Below are 15631 nucleotides of genomic sequence, written 5' to 3'. Positions count from 1 at the left end.
GCGACGATTATAACAGTCGGGGCTCAGGCGCCCCCGGGGGAAGCAGGGCAGGCCGCAGCCAGTGCGCCAAGCAGGCCGTCGATCTGAACGTTGGTATGCGCCGCAGACAGCGTGATCCGCAGCCGTGCCGACCCGGGGGGCACGGTGGGCGCCCGGATGGCGGTAACCAGATAGCCCTGCGCATCCAGCGCCGCCGCGACCGCCATGGCCCGGTCGGCATCACCCAGCATCAGAGGCTGAATAGCGGTGCGCGACGGCATCAGCGGCAAGCCGATGGCCTTCGCACCCTGACGGAACCGGGCCACGTGGGCGCAAAGCCGTTCGCGCCGGCCTTCCGGATCCAGTCGCGCGAGACGCACGGCCGCCCGCGTGGCGGCCGCCAGGGCGGGTGGCAGCGCGGTTGTATAGACATAGGTACGGGCGAACTGAAGGATGCCGTCGATCACGTCGGCCGGGCCCGCCACGAAAGCGCCGGCGCAGCCCAGCGCCTTGCCCAGCGTCCCCATCATCAAGGGGGCATCTGCGGGCGACACGCCCGCTTCCGTCAGCGATCCCGCTCCGGCGACCCCGAGCACGCCCAGGCCGTGGGCATCATCGACGTACAACAGCGCGCCTTCGTCCTTGCAGACCCTGGCCAGGGCAGTCAAAGGGGCCACGTCGCCATCCATGCTGAATACGCCGTCGGTAGCGAGAAGGGCGGCCTGCCCCTCGTTGGCGCGCAATGCCTGGCGAGCAGCGTCGGCATCGGCATGGGCGTAGCGAAGCAAGCGCGAACCGGACAGTTGAGCCCCGTCGATAAGGCTGGCGTGGTTCAGGCGATCCTGCACGCATAGCGCCGTGTTTCGTCCGGGAGGCGTGCCTGCGTTGAACAGCGCCTGCATCACGCCGAGGTTGGCCATGATGCCGGTGGAAAACAGCAGGGCCCGCTCGCGGCCGGTCCAGTCGGCAAGCTCTTCTTCCAGCGCCGCATGTTCCCGGTGGTGGCCCGAGACCAGATGGGCCGCGCCGCTACCCACGCCATCACGCGCGGCGGCGGTGCCGAGGGCGTCGATCAGATCAGGATGACTGGCAAGGCCCAGATAGTCGTTGCTGCAAAAGTCGATGAGCTGGCGTCCGTCCACGCGGCGAATGGCGCCTGTGCGCTCATCCACCGTCCGCAGACGGCGCAGCAGTCCGGCCTGATCGCGCGCCAGACGCGACGCATGCAGGCGCGCGAGCAGATCCGGACGGGTCACGCGGCGTCGGCGCGTTCGACGATGTCGGCGTGCACGGTGCCCGGCTCAATCTCCACCTGCAGCGGTTGAAGACCCAGGCGCTGGAACAGCTGGCGGTCGTGCTCGACGTCCGGATTGCCGGTGGTCAGCAGTTTCTCGCCGTAGAAAATCGAATTCGCGCCCGCGGCGAAGCAAAGCGCCTGCAACGCATCGTCCATGGCCTGGCGGCCGGCAGACAGGCGTACCACGGAGGCCGGCATCAGGATGCGGGCCACGGCAATGCTGCGAACGAACTCGAACGGGTCCAGCGCCTCGGTGCCTGCCAGGGGCGTGCCCGGAACCTGCACCAGCTGATTGATGGGCACGGATTCGGGATGCTCGGGCAGATTGGCCAGCGTCTGCAGCAGGCCGGCGCGCTGGGCGCGCGATTCGCCCATGCCAACGATGCCGCCGCAGCAGGTCTTCAGGCCCGCCTCGCGCACGCATTCCAGCGTGTCCAGACGGTCCTGGAAGTCGCGGGTCTGGATGACTTCGCCGTAGAACTCAGGCGCCGTATCGAGGTTGTGGTTGTAGAAATCCAGGCCGGCCGACTTCAGGCGCGTGGCCTGCGGCTGGGTCAGCATGCCGAGCGTGGCGCAGGTTTGCAGGCCAAGCGCCTTTACCGCGCTGACGATGTCGGCCACCTTTTCCACGTCGCGATCCTTCGGCGAACGCCATGCGGCGCCCATGCAGAAGCGGCTGGCGCCTGCGTCCTTCGCAGCCTGGGCGCGGGCCACGACGGCTTCCACGCTCATCAGCTTCTCCGCTTTTACACCCGTGGCGTAGCGCGCGGCCTGCGGACAGTAAGCGCAGTCCTCGGGGCAGCCGCCGGTCTTGATCGACAGCAGCGTGGACACCTGCACGGCATTGGGGTCGTGATGGGCGCGGTGAACGGTCTGCGCCTGAAACAGTAAGTCGTTGAACGGAAGGGAAAACAGGGCTTCGACTTCGGCGCGCGACCAGTCGTGGCGGATGGCTGTGGGCATGAGGGCTCCTTGGCTTCAGGCGCGAAGTTTGGGAACGCGGCCGGGGCTATGTCAACCTACGCGCGCGTACTCTGGTTGACGGCGACGGAGCTGCCGATGCCTTACCATGACCTCACCGTCGCTCGTGTTAGAGGTGTCGTATGACCGCTGGGCAAGGAAGTTCGGGCAATGTTCTCGCTGCCATCTGCAGCTTTTTCATACCGGGGCTGGGGCAACTGGTACAGGGCCGTCCGTTCAAGGCGCTGATCATGTTCGTGCTGGCGGCGGTGCTGTGGATCATCTGGATGGGGTGGATCATCCATCTGTGGTCGATCCTGGATGCGGCGATGTTCAAGCCGCGCGGCTGATTTACCCGACGCACGGAGGCGTCCATGACCTGTCAGGCCGTTGGTCGATGGCTTTCGCGGCTCGTGTTGCCGACGCGCTGCGTGCTTTGCGGCGCGCATGGCACGGGCATCAGCGATCTGTGTGAGCCCTGTGCTGCCGCGCTCGTCCGCAACGAGGTCTGCTGCGCGCGCTGCGCATTGCCGCTTCCGGTTGCCACGCGGCTCTGCGGCCGCTGCCAGAAACGTCCGCCCCCGTGGGACAGCGCGTGGGTTCCGTTCACGTATGCGTGGCCGCTGAATGTGCTGGAGGGACGCTTCAAGTTCCACGGCAGTCTTGCCTGTGGCCGTGTGCTTTCCGAGCGCTGGCGTGAGATGCCCGCCCCGGCACCGTTGCCGGACCTGATGCTTCCCGTGCCGCTGCATGTATCCCGACTTCGGGAGCGCGGTTACAACCAGGCGCTGGAACTGGCTCGCCCGCTGGCACGTGAACTGCGCGTTCCGTTGCGCCATGACCTGCTGGTACGCCATCGCAGCACGCACGCCCAGACCGAACTCGATGCATCCACGCGCCGTCGCAACGTGCGAGGGGCATTCCGGCTGCGAAAGTCCGTTACTGCGTCACATGCTGTGCTGGTGGACGACGTGATGACCACGGGCGCTACGCTGGCCGAGTGCGCGCGCGTGCTGCGTCAGGCCGGGGTGGCGCGCGTTGACGTGTGGGTGCTGGCGCGTGCGCCGCTGTGATCTCAGAGGGCCAGCGCGATCACGATGCCGACCCAGAGCGCGAGGCCCAGCCAATTGTTGTTGCGGAACGCAGTGAGGCAGGCATCGCGCGCACGGCCACGCATGATCCACTGCTGCCAGCCGAACAATCCGGTCGCCACCAGCAGGGCGATCCAGTAAGGCCAGTGCAGTGCGGCGCGGGTGCCCACAAGCACCATGGTCAGGAGGAACGTGCCCATGAGCACGCCGATGATGACCAGGTCCGCATCGCCAAAAAGAATGGCGGTGGATTTCGCGCCCGCCTTCAGGTCGTCCTCGCGGTCGACCATGGCGTATTCAGTGTCGTACACCACCGACCAGATGATATTGCCGATGAAAAGCAGCCACGCCAGTGGTGGCACATGGTTCGTCACGGCCGCAAACGCCATGGGAATCGACCAGCCAAACGCCGCGCCCAGTACGACCTGCGGCAGGTGCGTGTATCGCTTGGTGAACGGATAAATGGCGGCGAGCGCGGCGCCCGCAAACGACAGCCCGATGGTCAGCGCATTGGTGAACAGCACCAGCACGAATGCGAACACCAGCAATGAAGCGAAGACAATCAACGCTTCGCGCGGCGTAACGCGTCCGGAGGCAATGGGCCGCCCTGCGGTGCGCGCTACCTGGGGGTCCAGCTTGCGGTCGGCGTAGTCATTGATGGCGCAACCTGCCGCGCGCATCGCGAAGACGCCAAGGGTGAAAATGATCAGCGGGCCAACCGGCGGAAAATCCTTGGCTGCCAGCCATAGCGCCCACCACGTGGGCCACAGCAGCAGAAGCGCGCCGACAGGCCGGTCCATGCGGGTGAGCACCAGATAGGCATGGGCCTTCTCGCGCAGATGCGGCGGCAGCGGCTTCAACAGCCAGTCCAGCGTGCGTTCCGCGCGCGTGGAAGCGTCAGCGGGACGGCTGCGAGGGGCTGTGGGTACCGCGCGACGGGCGACCGGCGCGTCGGTACGTGACTTGGGACGGGTAGTGGGCTTTCGCGGCGTCTGACTCATGCAGGCAGTTTAGCCGACGAGGCATGACCCTTTTCGTCGCAACAGCTTACGGCTCAAGCGGATCGTCGTTTTCGTCGAGGGGTTCCGGATCCGCATCCCTTTCCGGGCTATAGCTGCCCGGCTGCCTGATCTCGCTGTCGGGGCGTTGCTTGCCTGGCTCGGCGAACGGTGTGCTGGGGCTGGTCGGGTTGGTCGGCATGGGGCTCTCCGGGTGTGGGGAAGAGTTCCAGCCTCCTACCGGCGTGGTGAAACAGGCGAGATGAGGCGGTGAACCCGGCGTCGTTCACCGCCTCGTCGCTCAAGCCATTGTCAGCACCGCGCGTTCGATGGCAGCAATGCCGCTGCGTGCGTGCTCACATAGTTCTGCCGCACGCATCAGCGCATCGAGGCACCGGTCCACCTCGTCAGGTTGGCCGGTGAATTCCACCAGCACGCTTGTCCCATGCCGCTCAAGAACACGGGCACCGAACTGTTGCACGCATGCGTCCACGCGTTCAGGCGCGCCATCTGTCCGCACTACCAGCAGCTCGCGTTCCAGATGGTCGCGGCGGGTCAGTTCCGCAATCTCGATCACGTCCACCAGTTTGCGCGACTGCTTGATGATCTGGTCGACCAAGCCGTCGTCACCGAAGATCACGAGCGTCAATCGGGACGCTTCCACGTCAGGGGTCGCAGCCACGGTCAGTGACTCGATGTTGTAACCGCGCGAAGCAAACAGTCCCGCGACACGTGCCAGTGCACCCGCCTCGTTCTGCAGCAGGATGGAAATCAGATGCCGCATCGTCAAAACATCCCCGTCGGCCCGGCGGTTTCCGCCACGGGCCCGGTGCGGCTGGCGATCCAGTCGCCGGTGATCATCTGCGCATACGTGGCGCCCGGGCCCACCATCGGATACACGCCCGCATCGGGGTCGATCACCACTTCAAGAAAGGCGGGGCCGTCAAATGCCAGGAAGTCGGCAATGGTGCTGTTCACACGCGTCGGGTCGTCGAGGCGCTGTGCCCAGGCAAAGCCATCTGCCTGAGCCGCCCTGACGAAATCCTTTTTGTGCAGACTCTTGTCCGAGGCCGAGAACCTGCCCTTGAAGAAGAGCTTCTGCCACTGCCTCACCATGCCGTCGCCGGCGTTGTTGAGGACCACGATCTTGACCGGCAGGTTGTACGTGGTGACCGTTTCCATCTCGCCAATGTTCATGCGGATGCTGGCATCGCCATCAATGTCGATCACGGTCAGGTCGCGGCGGGCGAACTGCGCACCAATGGCCGCCGGAAGCCCGAAACCCATCGTGCCCATGGAGCCGGAGGTCAGCCAGCGACGCGGCTCGCGGAAATCGAAGTACTGTGCCGACCACATCTGGTGCTGGCCCACGCCCGTGGTGATGATGGCGCGGCCATCGGTGATCCGGTTGATCGCCTCGATCACGGCATACGGCTGAATCAAAGCGCTGTCGCGCTGATAATTGAGGGCGTGATCCTTTTTCAGCGCCGCTACGTGAGCGTGCCACGCGTCATACCGCCCATCCTCGCGGGGGCTGAACCCGTGACGCTGTCCGTACTTCACAAGACGCTGCAGGGCCGCGTCCAGGTGTCCCACGTGGTGCCAGTGCACCGGTTTGACCTTGCCGATCTCGGCCGGATCAATGTCGATCTGCGCGATGGTCTTCGCGCGCGGCGCGAAGGCTGCCGGCACGCCCACCACGCGATCATCAAAGCGCGCGCCCAGGGCAAAGACAAAGTCACAGTCATCCATCGCATAGTTCGCATACGCCGTGCCGTGCATGCCCAGCATGTGCAGGGCCAGCGGGTCGGTAGTATCGAAGCCGCCGATGCCCATCAGCGTGGTGGTCACCGGTATGCCGAAGGTGCGAGAAAACTTCTGCAGTGACGCAGAAGCGCCCGATGAAATGATGCCGCCGCCGGCATAGATCAGCGGCCGCTTCGCCCGGCCCAGCGCTGCGAAGAAGGCTGCGCAGTGGTCTTCGCTGATCGTCGCGTCCTGCACGGCACGCAGTCGCGCGCGGTAGCCGCGCATGGGCAGTTCGCGATTGCCGCGGAACGTCAGCGGAGTGTTCTGCACGTCCTTGGGAATGTCCACGACGACCGGACCCTGCCGTCCGCTGCGCGCAATATGAAACGCCGTGCGCAGCGTGGCTTCCAGCGCGGAGGCATCGGTCACCAGGAAAACGTGCTTGGCACAGGCGCCCATGATGGTGCTGATGGGCGCTTCCTGAAAGGCATCGGTGCCAATGGCCGCCGTGGGCACCTGACCGCAAATGACCACCAGCGGAATCGAATCGGCCATGGAATCGCGCACAGGGGTCACCGCATTGGTGGCGCCGGGGCCGGAGGTCAGCAGCGCAACCCCCACCTGCCCGGAGGCGCGCGCGTAACCCGCCGCCATGAAGCAGGCTCCCTGTTCGTTGGCGGGGACGATCAGCGGAAGGGGTTCGCTGCCGTCGTCGCGCAGGTTGGCTTCGTTGTGGCGGAATACGGCGTCATAGACGGGGAGGATCGCGCCCCCCGAATAGCCGAAAAGTACATCGAGGCCCTCATCAGCCAGCACCTGCACCACGATGTCGGCGCCGGTCATGGCCTTTCCGGCCAACGGATGGGAAGAGGGGCGGCTAATGTCGCCGATGGAATCCAGTTGCGCGTTCACGTCAGAGAAATCCTTGAAATCGCGGGTTGCGCGAGCAGCCTGTTGAAGAAGATCCAGTGCTTCTTGCAGACGCCGGCGGCCGTTGCCGGCCGCCGGGACGACGCTTACTCGGCAGCAGGTGCTGCCTCGGTGGCCGGGCTTTCAGCGCGGTTGGCCTGCAACCACGGCATGCGTGCGCGAAGACGCGCGCCGACCTGTTCAATCGGATGTTCCAGGTCGCGCTTCTTGAACGCCTTGTAGTTCGGAAGACCGGCCTGGTATTCAGCCGTCCATTCGCGGGCAAACGTGCCGTCCTGAATGTCCTTCAGCACCGCCTTCATGCGCTCCTTCGTGCCTTCATCCACCACACGCGGCCCGCGGGTGTAGTCGCCGTACTGGGCCGTCTCGGAGATGAATTCCAGCATGCGGGCAATGCCGCCTTCGTAGAACAGGTCCACGATCAGCTTCAGTTCGTGCATCACCTCGTAGTAGGCGATTTCCGGGCGATAGCCCGCTTCCACCAGCGTCTCGAAGCCCTTGATGACCAGCTCGCTGGCGCCACCGCACAGCACAGCCTGTTCGCCGAAGAGATCGGTTTCGGTCTCTTCCTTGAAGTCGGTTTCAATCAGCATGGCGCGCGCACCGCCGATGCCCGCGGCATAGGCCGTTGCCTTTTCCTGCGCGCTTCCCGTGGCATCCTGATGCACGGCGTAAAGGCAGGGAACGCCGCGGCCGATTTCGTATTCGCGACGGACCAGCGCGCCCGGACCCTTGGGTGCAACCAGCACCACGTCGATGTCTTTGCGCGGCTGGATCTGCCCGAAGTGCACGTTGAAGCCGTGGGCGAACAGCAGCGCCGCGCCTGGCTTGATGTTCGGCTCGATGGATTCACGGTACAGCGCGGGCTGCACCATGTCGGGCGTGAGCACGGCAACCAGATCCGCACCGCGCACTGCTTCGGCGGGCTCGGCGACGGCGAAGCCATCCTGATAGGCGCGGCTCCACGACGGGCCGCCGGGACGCAGGCCCACGACGACGTCGAGTCCGGAGTCTTTCAGGTTGAGGGCATGCGCCCGACCCTGGCTGCCGTAACCCAGCACGGCGATACGGGCATTGTGCAGCGGAGCGGTGGTGGCTTGTTTCTCGGTCACGGGTGTTTCTCCTGATATTCAACGAAGCGCACTCGCAGTGCGCGAAGGAAAGCGGGATCAGTTGCCGATCAGTACCTGCGTCAGGTCTTCGGCGGATTCGTCGCGCGTGTTGAAGGCGGGTGTCGGCGCGTCTTCGTCATCTTCGAAGGCATGGGTTACCGCGCCTTCGGCGGCCGAGCCGACCAGTCGGGCGTACTTGGCGAGCACGCCGCGGGTGACTTTGGGCGGCGCCGGTCGCCAGCTGGCGCGGCGCGCTGCCAGGTCGGCGTCAGTGCGCAGTTCGCGCGTTCCGGCATCAATGAAGATGGCATCGCCTTCGCGAAGCAGCCCGATGGGGCCGCCACGTGCGGCTTCCGGCGCGACGTGTCCCACCATGAAGCCGTGCGTGGCTCCGGAGAATCGTCCGTCGGTAATCAGCGCGACGTCGTTGCCGAGACCGCGTCCCACCAGTGCGGCGGTCACGGCCAGCATTTCGCGCATGCCCGGGCCACCCGCGGGGCCTTCGTTGCGGATGACCATCACATCGCCTGAGCGGATGCGACCCGCCTGCACGGCGGCAAACGCGTCTTCCTCGCTTTCAAATACGCGTGCGGGACCGGCGTGGCTCAGGCGACCATGCCCGGCAAGTTTGAGGATGCTGCCCTCCGGTGACAGATTGCCGTAGAGGATGCTGTAACCGCCACGCGGCTTGAATGCGTGCGCCACGCTGCGCACCACCTGTTGACCTTCGGTTGCCGCGGGGGCGGCGTCCAGTTCGGCGAACAGACTGCGGCCCGTTACCGTCGGGGAGTCATCCAGCAAGCCAGCAGCACGCAGTTCACGCGCCACGATGGCTGTGCCGCCCGCCGCCGTGAGTTCCACAGCGCTGTAGCGGCCGCCGGGTTTCAGGTCCGCGATGACCGGCGTCTTCACCGACGCGGATTCAAAGTCCTCAATGCTCAGCGGCACGCGTGCTTCGTGCGCAATGGCCAGCAGATGCAGCACGGCATTGGTGGAACCGGCCGTGGCCGCCACCATGCGCGCCGCGTTGCGGAACGCGGTCGGTGTCAGCAGGTCACGCGGACGGCGCTGGGTGTTGAGGCATTCCATGGCCAGTTCGCCGCAACGGCGAGCGGCATCCAGCTTGGCCGGGTCGGTTGCCGGAATGTCATTGAGGCCCACCGGGGTGAGGCCCAGGGTGGTCAGCACCATGGCCATCGTGTTGGCCGTGAACTGACCGCCGCAGGCGCCCGCGCCAGGGCACGCATGACGCTCCACGTCTTCCAGTTCCGCGTCGTCGATCTTGCCCGCGCCGTGCGCGCCTACCGCTTCAAATACTTCCTGCACGGTGATGGGGCAGCCATTCCGGCTGCCATGCGCAATGCTGCCGCCGTACAGCGCCACGCCGGGAATGTTGAGGCGGGCCAGCGCCATGGCCGTGGCGGGGATCGTCTTGTCGCAGCCGCAGAGAACCACCATCGCATCGAGGCAATGACCATCCACCGCCAGTTCGATGGAGTCGGTGATGAGCTCGCGGCTCACAAGTGAGGCGCGCATGCCGGACGTACCCATGGCGATGCCGTCGGTCACCGCGATGGTGTTGAATTCCACGGGCGTGCCGCCTGCGGCACGCACACCTTCCGCCGCCGCTTCGGCCAGTTCGCGAAGGTTGAGGTTGCACGGCGACACGTTGGACCAGCTGTGCACGATGGCGACCATCGGCCGGGCGATGGCGTCATCGTCCAGACCTGTGGCGCGAAGCATGGCGCGGGCGGGTGCGCGATCAGGACCGGTCTTGATCGCGTCGCTGCGCAGCGTGCGGATGGGAATCTTCCTGTCGTTCATGCGACCTCCGCACTGGCGTTGCAGGCGTCCAGCACAGCGCGCGTCACGGCATGCGTGGTCGCGTCGCCGCCCAGATCGCGGGTGAGATTGCCGTGTTCCATCACGTGATCCACGGCGGCTTCCACGGCGTCGGCTTCGTCGGTCAGGCCCAGCGAATGACGCAGCAGCATCGCCACGCTGAGGATCGTGCCGAGTGGATTGGCGAGCGCCTTGCCCGCGATATCGGGTGCCGAGCCGTGAATGGGCTCATACACGCCGGCCCCCGGGCCGCCCACCGAGGCGGAGGGCGACAGGCCCAGCGAGCCGGCCAGCACCGAGGCTTCGTCGGTCAGGATGTCGCCGAACATGTTTTCGGTCACGATCACGTCGTAATCGGCGGGACGGGTCAGCAGGTGCATGGCCATCGAATCGACCAACTGGTGTTCCAGCGCCACGTCCGGATAGTCGGCCGCAACGCGGGTGGCAACCGAACGCCACAGGCGCGAGGTTTCCAGAACGTTGGCCTTGTCGACCGATGTCACTTTCCTGCGGCGCGTACGCGCCAGGTCGAAGGCGTGGCGCATCACCCGCTCGATTTCTTCCACCGTGTAACGGCATTCGTCGGTGGCCGCATCGTCTGTCCGGGTTTTCGCGCCGAAGTAGATGCCGCCGGTCAGTTCACGGATGAACACCAGATCGACACCTTTCGTGCGCTCCGGCTTCAGCGGTGACAGCGCCGCCGCGCGCGGATGCAGCTTCAGCGGACGCACGTTGGCAAACACGCCCAGCAGTTTGCGCATGGCCAGCAGGCCCTGTTCGGGGCGTACCGGCGCATTCGGGTCGGACCATTTCGGACCACCGACGGCGCCGAGCAGAATCGCATCGGCAGCGAGGCAAGCCTCGCGCGTGGCAGGCGGCAGCGGGTCGCCGAAGCGGTCAATCGCATCGCCCCCGATGGCATGCTCGGCGAAGGTGAAGTCATGGCCGAATCGCTCGGCAATCTGCCGCAGTACGGCCACGCCTGCCGAAGCCACTTCCGGACCAATGCCGTCACCCGGCAGTACAACGATGGATGCCTTCATGCGGCTTCCTCCATCCGTGCTTCAAACGCGGTGATGGCGGCGTCCTGCTGCGTCAGGAAGCCCAGCTGATCCACTCCGTTGAGCAGGCAGTGACGCGCGAACGCGTCCAGATCGAAGGCAATCGTGCCGCCGTCCGGCAGGCGGATCGTTCCCGACGCCACGTCGATGCGCAGTTCGACGCCGGGGTTTTCGATCAGCCAGCGGTGTTCGGGTGCGCTGACAACGATGGCCAGCAGGCCGTTCTTCAGTGCATTGCCGCGGAAAATGTCGGCGATCTCACTGGAGATCACCGCCTGGATGCCGAAGTCCAGAAGCGCCCACGGCGCATGTTCACGCGACGAACCGCAGCCGAAATTGTGGCCCGCGACAATGATGGAGCAGCCGCGCGAGGCGGGCTGGTTGAGCACGAATGACGGGTTGTCGGTGCCGTCGGCGTTGTAGCGCCAGTCCTCGAAGCAGTGTTTCCCCAGCCCCGTGCGCTCGGTGGTGGTGAGGAATCGCGCGGGGATGATGCGGTCGGTGTCGATGTTTTCGTTGGCCAGCACAGCCGTGCGCGAATGCACGTAAGCCAGCGGTCGGGTGGTCTGGCTCATGCGGCGGCCTCTTCTTCGATGTATGCGCGGGGATCGGCAACGCAGCCGGCAATGGCGGATGCAGCGGCAACCAGCGGGCTGGCGAGCACCGTGCGGGCACCCTTGCCCTGCCGGCCTTCAAAATTGCGGTTGCTGGTGGATACGACGAGCTGGCCCGGCTGAGCGAGGTCGCCATTCATGGCGATGCACATCGAACAGCCCGGCTCGCGCCATTCGGCGCCGGCATCGCGGAATACCTGATGCAGCCCTTCGCGTTCCGCATCACGGCGTACCTGTTCGGAACCGGGCACCACCAGCATGCGGACGCCGCTGGCCACCCGGCGACCGCGCATGATCTGTGCCGCCGCACGCAGGTCGGACAGGCGTGCATTGGTGCAGCTGCCGATGAACACGACGTCCACCGACTCGCCGGTCATCGGCTGGCCTGCGGTCACCTTCATGTAATCGAGCGCACGCTGTTCCAGTGCATCGCGTGCCGCGGGCACCGTGGCGTTGATCGCGACCACCATGCCCGGGTGCGTACCGTAAGTGATGCTTGGCTGGATGGTGGAAGCGTCGATGCGTACTTCGCTGTCGTAGCTCGCGCCCGGGTCTGTGGCCAACGTGCGCCAGTGAGCCACGGCGCGCTTCCACGCGTCGCCTTTGGGCACGCGCTCGCGGCCTTCCAGCCACGCGAAGGTGATGTCGTCCGGCGCGATCAGGCCCGCGCGGGCGCCTGCTTCAATCGACATGTTGCACACGGTCATGCGCTCTTCCATCGACAGTGCGCGAATGGCTTCGCCTGTGTATTCGATGACGTGCCCGGTACCGCCCCCGATGCCGATCTGGCCAATGATGTGCAGGATCAGGTCTTTCGCGGTTACGCCGGTTTGCAGCACGCCATCCACGTGAATGGCCAGCGATTTGGGCTTGCGTTGCAGCAGGCATTGCGTGGCCAGCACATGACCGACTTCCGTCGTGCCAATGCCGAAGGCCAGCGCGCCGAACGCGCCATGTGTAGCGGTGTGGCTGTCGCCACAGACGATGGTCATGCCCGGCTGAGTGGCACCGACTTCAGGCCCGGCTACGTGTACGATGCCGCGATGCGGGCTGTCCCAGCCCATCAGGTCGATGCCGAACTCGGCAACGTTTCTTTCCAGAGTGGCGACCTGCGCCTCTGCTTCCGGCGTGTAGTAGGGGCGCTTGCCGCTGGCATCGGCAGGCAACGTCGGCGTCGAATGATCCAGCGTGGCCAGTGTGCGGTCGCGACGACGGACAGACAGCCCGCGCGAACGCAGTTCATCGAATGCCTGCGGCGAAGTGACTTCGTGCACCAGGTGCAGGTCGATATACAGGACGCCCGGCGTGGTATCCGTTTCGGCGACGACCTGATGTGCGTCCCACAGCTTGTCGAACAGCGTGCGTGCGCTCATGCAGCGGCCCTCCCGGCATCCGCGACCGTGTCGATGGGCGAGAGCCATCCCCACTTGTCTTCAGTACGTCCATTGAACAGGCCGAAAAAGTCCGCCTGAATCTGTCGTGTTACCGGACCCGGCTGGCCAGTGCCGACCGGCTTGCGGTCCACCGAGCGCACGGCGGTGACCTCTGCGGCCGTGCCGGTCATGAACACTTCGTCGGCGAAATACAGCATCTCGCGCGGCAACGGTTGTTCCACCACCTCGATGCCGCGCTCCGCAGCCAGCGTCAGCACACTGTCGCGGGTGATGCCGCACAGGATGCTCGCGGCCGATGGCGGCGTGTACAGCTTGCCGCGATGGACCACGAACAGATTCTCGCCAGCCCCTTCACTGAGCAGGCCATCGGTGCCCAGCGCGATGCCTTCGGCATAGCCGCCGTTCGCGGCTTCGCGTGCGATGAGCTGGCTGTTCAGATAATTGCCACCCGCCTTGGCGCCGCTGGGGAAGGTGTTCGGCGCCGCGCGGTTCCACGAAGAGACACACACATCCACGCCTTTCTCGATGGCGTCGGCGCCGTGATAGGCGCCCCACGGCAGCGCGATGATCGCGACATCCACGGGGGTATCCAGCGGCGGCGCCAGACTGAAGGTGAAGCCGCTGCGGTAGACGATGGGGCGCACGTACGCGGAGGCCAGGCCGTTGGCGGCGATCACCTCGCGGCAGGCCTGATTGATCGCATCGGCATCAAACGGAATGGTGAGGTCATAGACCCGCGCCGAGTTGAACAGGCGCGTGGTGTGTTCTTCCAGGCGAAAGTAACGCGGGCCGTCCGGAGTGGCGTACACGCGCACGCCTTCAAACACCGAGGAGCCGTAATGCAGCGCATGAGCGCCCACATGCACGGTCGCTTCGTGCCATGCCTTGATGCGGCCGTTGTGCCAGAGATGGGTCGGGGCTTGCATGTAACGGTCTCCTCTAGGAATGGGCTGCCGCGGCACGGCGCGGCACCTGGCGTTCGATACGGTTGACGATGGCCAGCACGGCTTGCGCGGTGGCTTCCACGATGTCGGTGCTGACACCGCTTCCGCGGTAGTCGTGACCGTCGTGATGCGCGGTGAGCGTCGCGTGGCCTTCGGCGTCGCCGCCTTCGCTGACCGCGCGAATGTTGAAATCGGCCAGCGAAATGGCTTCGCCGGTAGCGCGCTCGACAGCGCGCAGCATGGCGTCTACCGGGCCATCGCCGATGGCCGCCTCACTCACCGTACGGCCATCTTCGTGGGTGAGCTTCAAGGACACCGATGCGCCGCCACCCAGATGCGAGCTGGTGTGCAGATGCGTGAAGCGCCAAGGGCCGGTGTGTTCGGGATCGGCACCGCTGGCCAGCGCTTCCACGTCTTCGTCGGTGACGGTGCGCTTGCGATCAGCCAGTGCCTTGAAGCGCTCGAACACCACATCCATCGCGGCGTCGTCCAGCACGTAGCCCAGATCGCTGGCGCGCTGGCGCAGCGCGTGCCGGCCGGAGTGCTTGCCCAGCACCAGCGACGTGGTGGCGCCCACATCCTGCGGGCGCATGATCTCGTACGTGCCGCGGTGCTTCAGCATGCCGTGCTGATGGATGCCCGATTCGTGCGCAAACGCGTTGTCGCCCACGATGGCTTTGTTGCGCGGCACGGGCTGCCCGGTGAGCTGGGCCAGCAGGCGCGAGGCGGGATACAGGTGTTTTGTCACGATGCCGGTATGCACGTTGAAGTGTGGCTGCCGCGTACGCAGCGCCATCACCACCTCTTCCAGTGCAGCGTTGCCAGCGCGTTCGCCGATGCCGTTGATGGTGCATTCCACCTGACGGGCGCCCGCGCTCACTGCGGCGAGGCTGTTGGCGACGGCCATGCCCAGGTCGTCGTGGCAATGTCCGGAGAACACCACGCGCTCGGCCCCACGCACGTTCGCGCGCAGGAACGCGAACATGTCGGCGACTTCAAAGGGGGTGACGTAGCCCACTGTGTCGGGAACGTTGAGGGTGGTGGCGCCGGCTTCGATGGCGGCATTGAATACTTCGACCAGGAAGTCCGGCTCGGTACGCATCGCGTCTTCGGCGGAAAATTCGACTTCGTGGGAAAGCCGGGAGGCCCGGCGAATCGCGTTGACCGCGATATCTATGACTTCGTTCTTGCTCTTGCCCAGCTTGTGTTCGCGATGCAGCGGGCTTGTCGACAGAAACAGATGGATGCGTGAGTGGCGGGCTTGTTCCAGTGCGCGCCCCGCGGCATCTATGTCGACCTCCTGACATCGTGCCAGTGCGCAGATCGTGGGTTGTTTCAATGACCTGGCTATCTCGGCGACTGCGGCGAAATCATCGGGTGAGGCCTGTGGGAATCCGGCTTCGATGATGTCGACGCCCAGCTCTTCCAGCGCGTGCGCCATGCGCATTTTCGCCCGCCGGTCCATGGAAAATCCGGGGGCTTGTTCGCCATCGCGCAATGTCGTGTCGAAGATCTTCACGCGCTCGCCTACGTCGCCCTCGGTGGGCTCGCTGGCCTGTGTCTGCTCTGTCGCCGTCATTTTTTCACTCCAATAAAAAACCCCGCATCCGTTCCCGGGTGCGGGGTTTTGAGTTTTTCAGGTGTGTTTCTTAATTTACCT

At 65.5% G+C, this 15631-nt stretch carries 15 protein-coding genes; 2 read left to right on the top strand and 13 right to left on the bottom strand.

Going from position 1 to position 15631, the window contains the following annotated elements:
* Nucleotides 1-23: 23 nt before the first annotated feature.
* A complete protein-coding gene (bioF, locus tag FHW69_RS12955) occupies nucleotides 24-1235 on the bottom strand; it encodes an 8-amino-7-oxononanoate synthase (protein ID WP_183423487.1) in 1212 nt (403 codons plus the stop codon).
* Nucleotides 1232-2239 (bottom strand): biotin synthase BioB, encoded by a 1008-nt coding sequence (gene bioB / locus FHW69_RS12950; protein ID WP_183423486.1) that lies wholly within the window; start codon nucleotides 2237-2239, stop codon nucleotides 1232-1234. Before bioB ends, bioF begins: the two co-directional genes overlap by 4 nt.
* 140 nt (nucleotides 2240-2379) lie before the next feature.
* On the opposite strand from bioB, the gene FHW69_RS12945 reads away from it, so the two are divergent.
* Together FHW69_RS12945 and FHW69_RS12940 are read left to right on the top strand one after the other, a co-directional pair.
* A complete protein-coding gene (locus tag FHW69_RS12945) occupies nucleotides 2380-2586 on the top strand; it encodes a hypothetical protein (protein WP_183423485.1) in 207 nt (68 codons plus the stop codon).
* A 24-nt stretch (nucleotides 2587-2610) separates the two neighbouring features.
* Entirely contained in the window at nucleotides 2611-3309 is a 699-nt protein-coding gene (locus tag FHW69_RS12940) for a ComF family protein (RefSeq protein ID WP_183423484.1), read from the top strand.
* Between the two features lie 2 nt (nucleotides 3310-3311).
* Here FHW69_RS12940 and ubiA read toward each other — a convergent pair whose 3' ends face one another.
* From ubiA to FHW69_RS12885, 11 genes are all read right to left on the bottom strand, one after another.
* Nucleotides 3312-4328, bottom strand: coding sequence for a 4-hydroxybenzoate octaprenyltransferase (gene ubiA / locus FHW69_RS12935; RefSeq protein ID WP_183423483.1), 1017 nt, complete (start codon nucleotides 4326-4328; stop codon nucleotides 3312-3314).
* Between the two features lie 46 nt (nucleotides 4329-4374).
* On the bottom strand, nucleotides 4375-4527 hold the full coding sequence (locus FHW69_RS12930; protein WP_183423482.1) for a hypothetical protein: 153 nt from the start codon (nucleotides 4525-4527) through the stop codon (nucleotides 4375-4377).
* A 99-nt stretch (nucleotides 4528-4626) separates the two neighbouring features.
* On the bottom strand, nucleotides 4627-5109 hold the full coding sequence (gene ilvN / locus FHW69_RS12925; protein ID WP_183423481.1) for an acetolactate synthase small subunit: 483 nt from the start codon (nucleotides 5107-5109) through the stop codon (nucleotides 4627-4629).
* Between the two features lie 2 nt (nucleotides 5110-5111).
* A complete protein-coding gene (gene ilvB, locus FHW69_RS12920; RefSeq protein WP_183423525.1) occupies nucleotides 5112-6917 on the bottom strand; it encodes a biosynthetic-type acetolactate synthase large subunit in 1806 nt (601 codons plus the stop codon).
* Between the two features lie 173 nt (nucleotides 6918-7090).
* Nucleotides 7091-8116, bottom strand: a complete 1026-nt coding sequence (gene ilvC / locus FHW69_RS12915) for a ketol-acid reductoisomerase (RefSeq protein WP_183423480.1) — start codon at nucleotides 8114-8116, stop codon at nucleotides 7091-7093.
* A gap of 57 nt (nucleotides 8117-8173) precedes the next feature.
* A complete protein-coding gene (gene ilvD / locus FHW69_RS12910; protein WP_183423524.1) occupies nucleotides 8174-9910 on the bottom strand; it encodes a dihydroxy-acid dehydratase in 1737 nt (578 codons plus the stop codon).
* A 26-nt stretch (nucleotides 9911-9936) separates the two neighbouring features.
* A complete protein-coding gene (gene leuB / locus FHW69_RS12905; RefSeq protein WP_183423479.1) occupies nucleotides 9937-11001 on the bottom strand; it encodes a 3-isopropylmalate dehydrogenase in 1065 nt (354 codons plus the stop codon).
* Nucleotides 10998-11594, bottom strand: a complete 597-nt coding sequence (gene leuD / locus FHW69_RS12900; RefSeq protein WP_183423478.1) for a 3-isopropylmalate dehydratase small subunit — start codon at nucleotides 11592-11594, stop codon at nucleotides 10998-11000. Before leuD ends, leuB begins: the two co-directional genes overlap by 4 nt.
* Nucleotides 11591-13006 (bottom strand): 3-isopropylmalate dehydratase large subunit, encoded by a 1416-nt coding sequence (leuC, locus tag FHW69_RS12895; protein ID WP_183423477.1) that lies wholly within the window; start codon nucleotides 13004-13006, stop codon nucleotides 11591-11593. Before leuC ends, leuD begins: the two co-directional genes overlap by 4 nt.
* The gene (locus FHW69_RS12890; RefSeq protein ID WP_183423476.1) at nucleotides 13003-13953 is read right to left on the bottom strand and encodes a branched-chain amino acid transaminase; all 951 of its coding nucleotides are present in this window, start codon (nucleotides 13951-13953) and stop codon (nucleotides 13003-13005) included. The genes leuC and FHW69_RS12890 overlap by 4 nt, the downstream gene beginning before the upstream one ends.
* Before the next feature lie 13 nt (nucleotides 13954-13966).
* Nucleotides 13967-15550, bottom strand: coding sequence for a 2-isopropylmalate synthase (locus FHW69_RS12885; RefSeq protein ID WP_183423475.1), 1584 nt, complete (start codon nucleotides 15548-15550; stop codon nucleotides 13967-13969).
* Between the last annotated feature and the right edge of the window lie 81 nt (nucleotides 15551-15631).

Source organism: Luteibacter sp. Sphag1AF (assembly GCF_014192715.1).
Classification (GTDB): domain Bacteria; phylum Pseudomonadota; class Gammaproteobacteria; order Xanthomonadales; family Rhodanobacteraceae; genus Luteibacter.
The sequence above is the reverse complement of the archived record's forward strand: the minus strand, read 5'-3'. Positions and strand labels throughout refer to the sequence as shown.

What these genes read in the sequence shown, in the direction of transcription:
- leuD (WP_183423478.1), bottom strand. Translation starts at nt 11,594, where the DNA reads ATGAGCCAGACCACCCGACCGCTGGCTTACGTGCATTCGCGCACGGCT.
- FHW69_RS12885 (WP_183423475.1), bottom strand. Translation starts at nt 15,550, where the DNA reads ATGACGGCGACAGAGCAGACACAGGCCAGCGAGCCCACCGAGGGCGAC.
- FHW69_RS12890 (WP_183423476.1), bottom strand. Translation starts at nt 13,953, where the DNA reads ATGCAAGCCCCGACCCATCTCTGGCACAACGGCCGCATCAAGGCATGG.
- leuB (WP_183423479.1), bottom strand. Translation starts at nt 11,001, where the DNA reads ATGAAGGCATCCATCGTTGTACTGCCGGGTGACGGCATTGGTCCGGAA.
- ubiA (WP_183423483.1), bottom strand. Translation starts at nt 4,328, where the DNA reads ATGAGTCAGACGCCGCGAAAGCCCACTACCCGTCCCAAGTCACGTACC.
- FHW69_RS12930 (WP_183423482.1), bottom strand. Translation starts at nt 4,527, where the DNA reads ATGCCGACCAACCCGACCAGCCCCAGCACACCGTTCGCCGAGCCAGGC.
- FHW69_RS12940 (WP_183423484.1), top strand. Translation starts at nt 2,611, where the DNA reads ATGACCTGTCAGGCCGTTGGTCGATGGCTTTCGCGGCTCGTGTTGCCG.
- ilvN (WP_183423481.1), bottom strand. Translation starts at nt 5,109, where the DNA reads ATGCGGCATCTGATTTCCATCCTGCTGCAGAACGAGGCGGGTGCACTG.
- leuC (WP_183423477.1), bottom strand. Translation starts at nt 13,006, where the DNA reads ATGAGCGCACGCACGCTGTTCGACAAGCTGTGGGACGCACATCAGGTC.
- bioB (WP_183423486.1), bottom strand. Translation starts at nt 2,239, where the DNA reads ATGCCCACAGCCATCCGCCACGACTGGTCGCGCGCCGAAGTCGAAGCC.
- ilvB (WP_183423525.1), bottom strand. Translation starts at nt 6,917, where the DNA reads ATGACCGGCGCCGACATCGTGGTGCAGGTGCTGGCTGATGAGGGCCTC.
- FHW69_RS12945 (WP_183423485.1), top strand. Translation starts at nt 2,380, where the DNA reads ATGACCGCTGGGCAAGGAAGTTCGGGCAATGTTCTCGCTGCCATCTGC.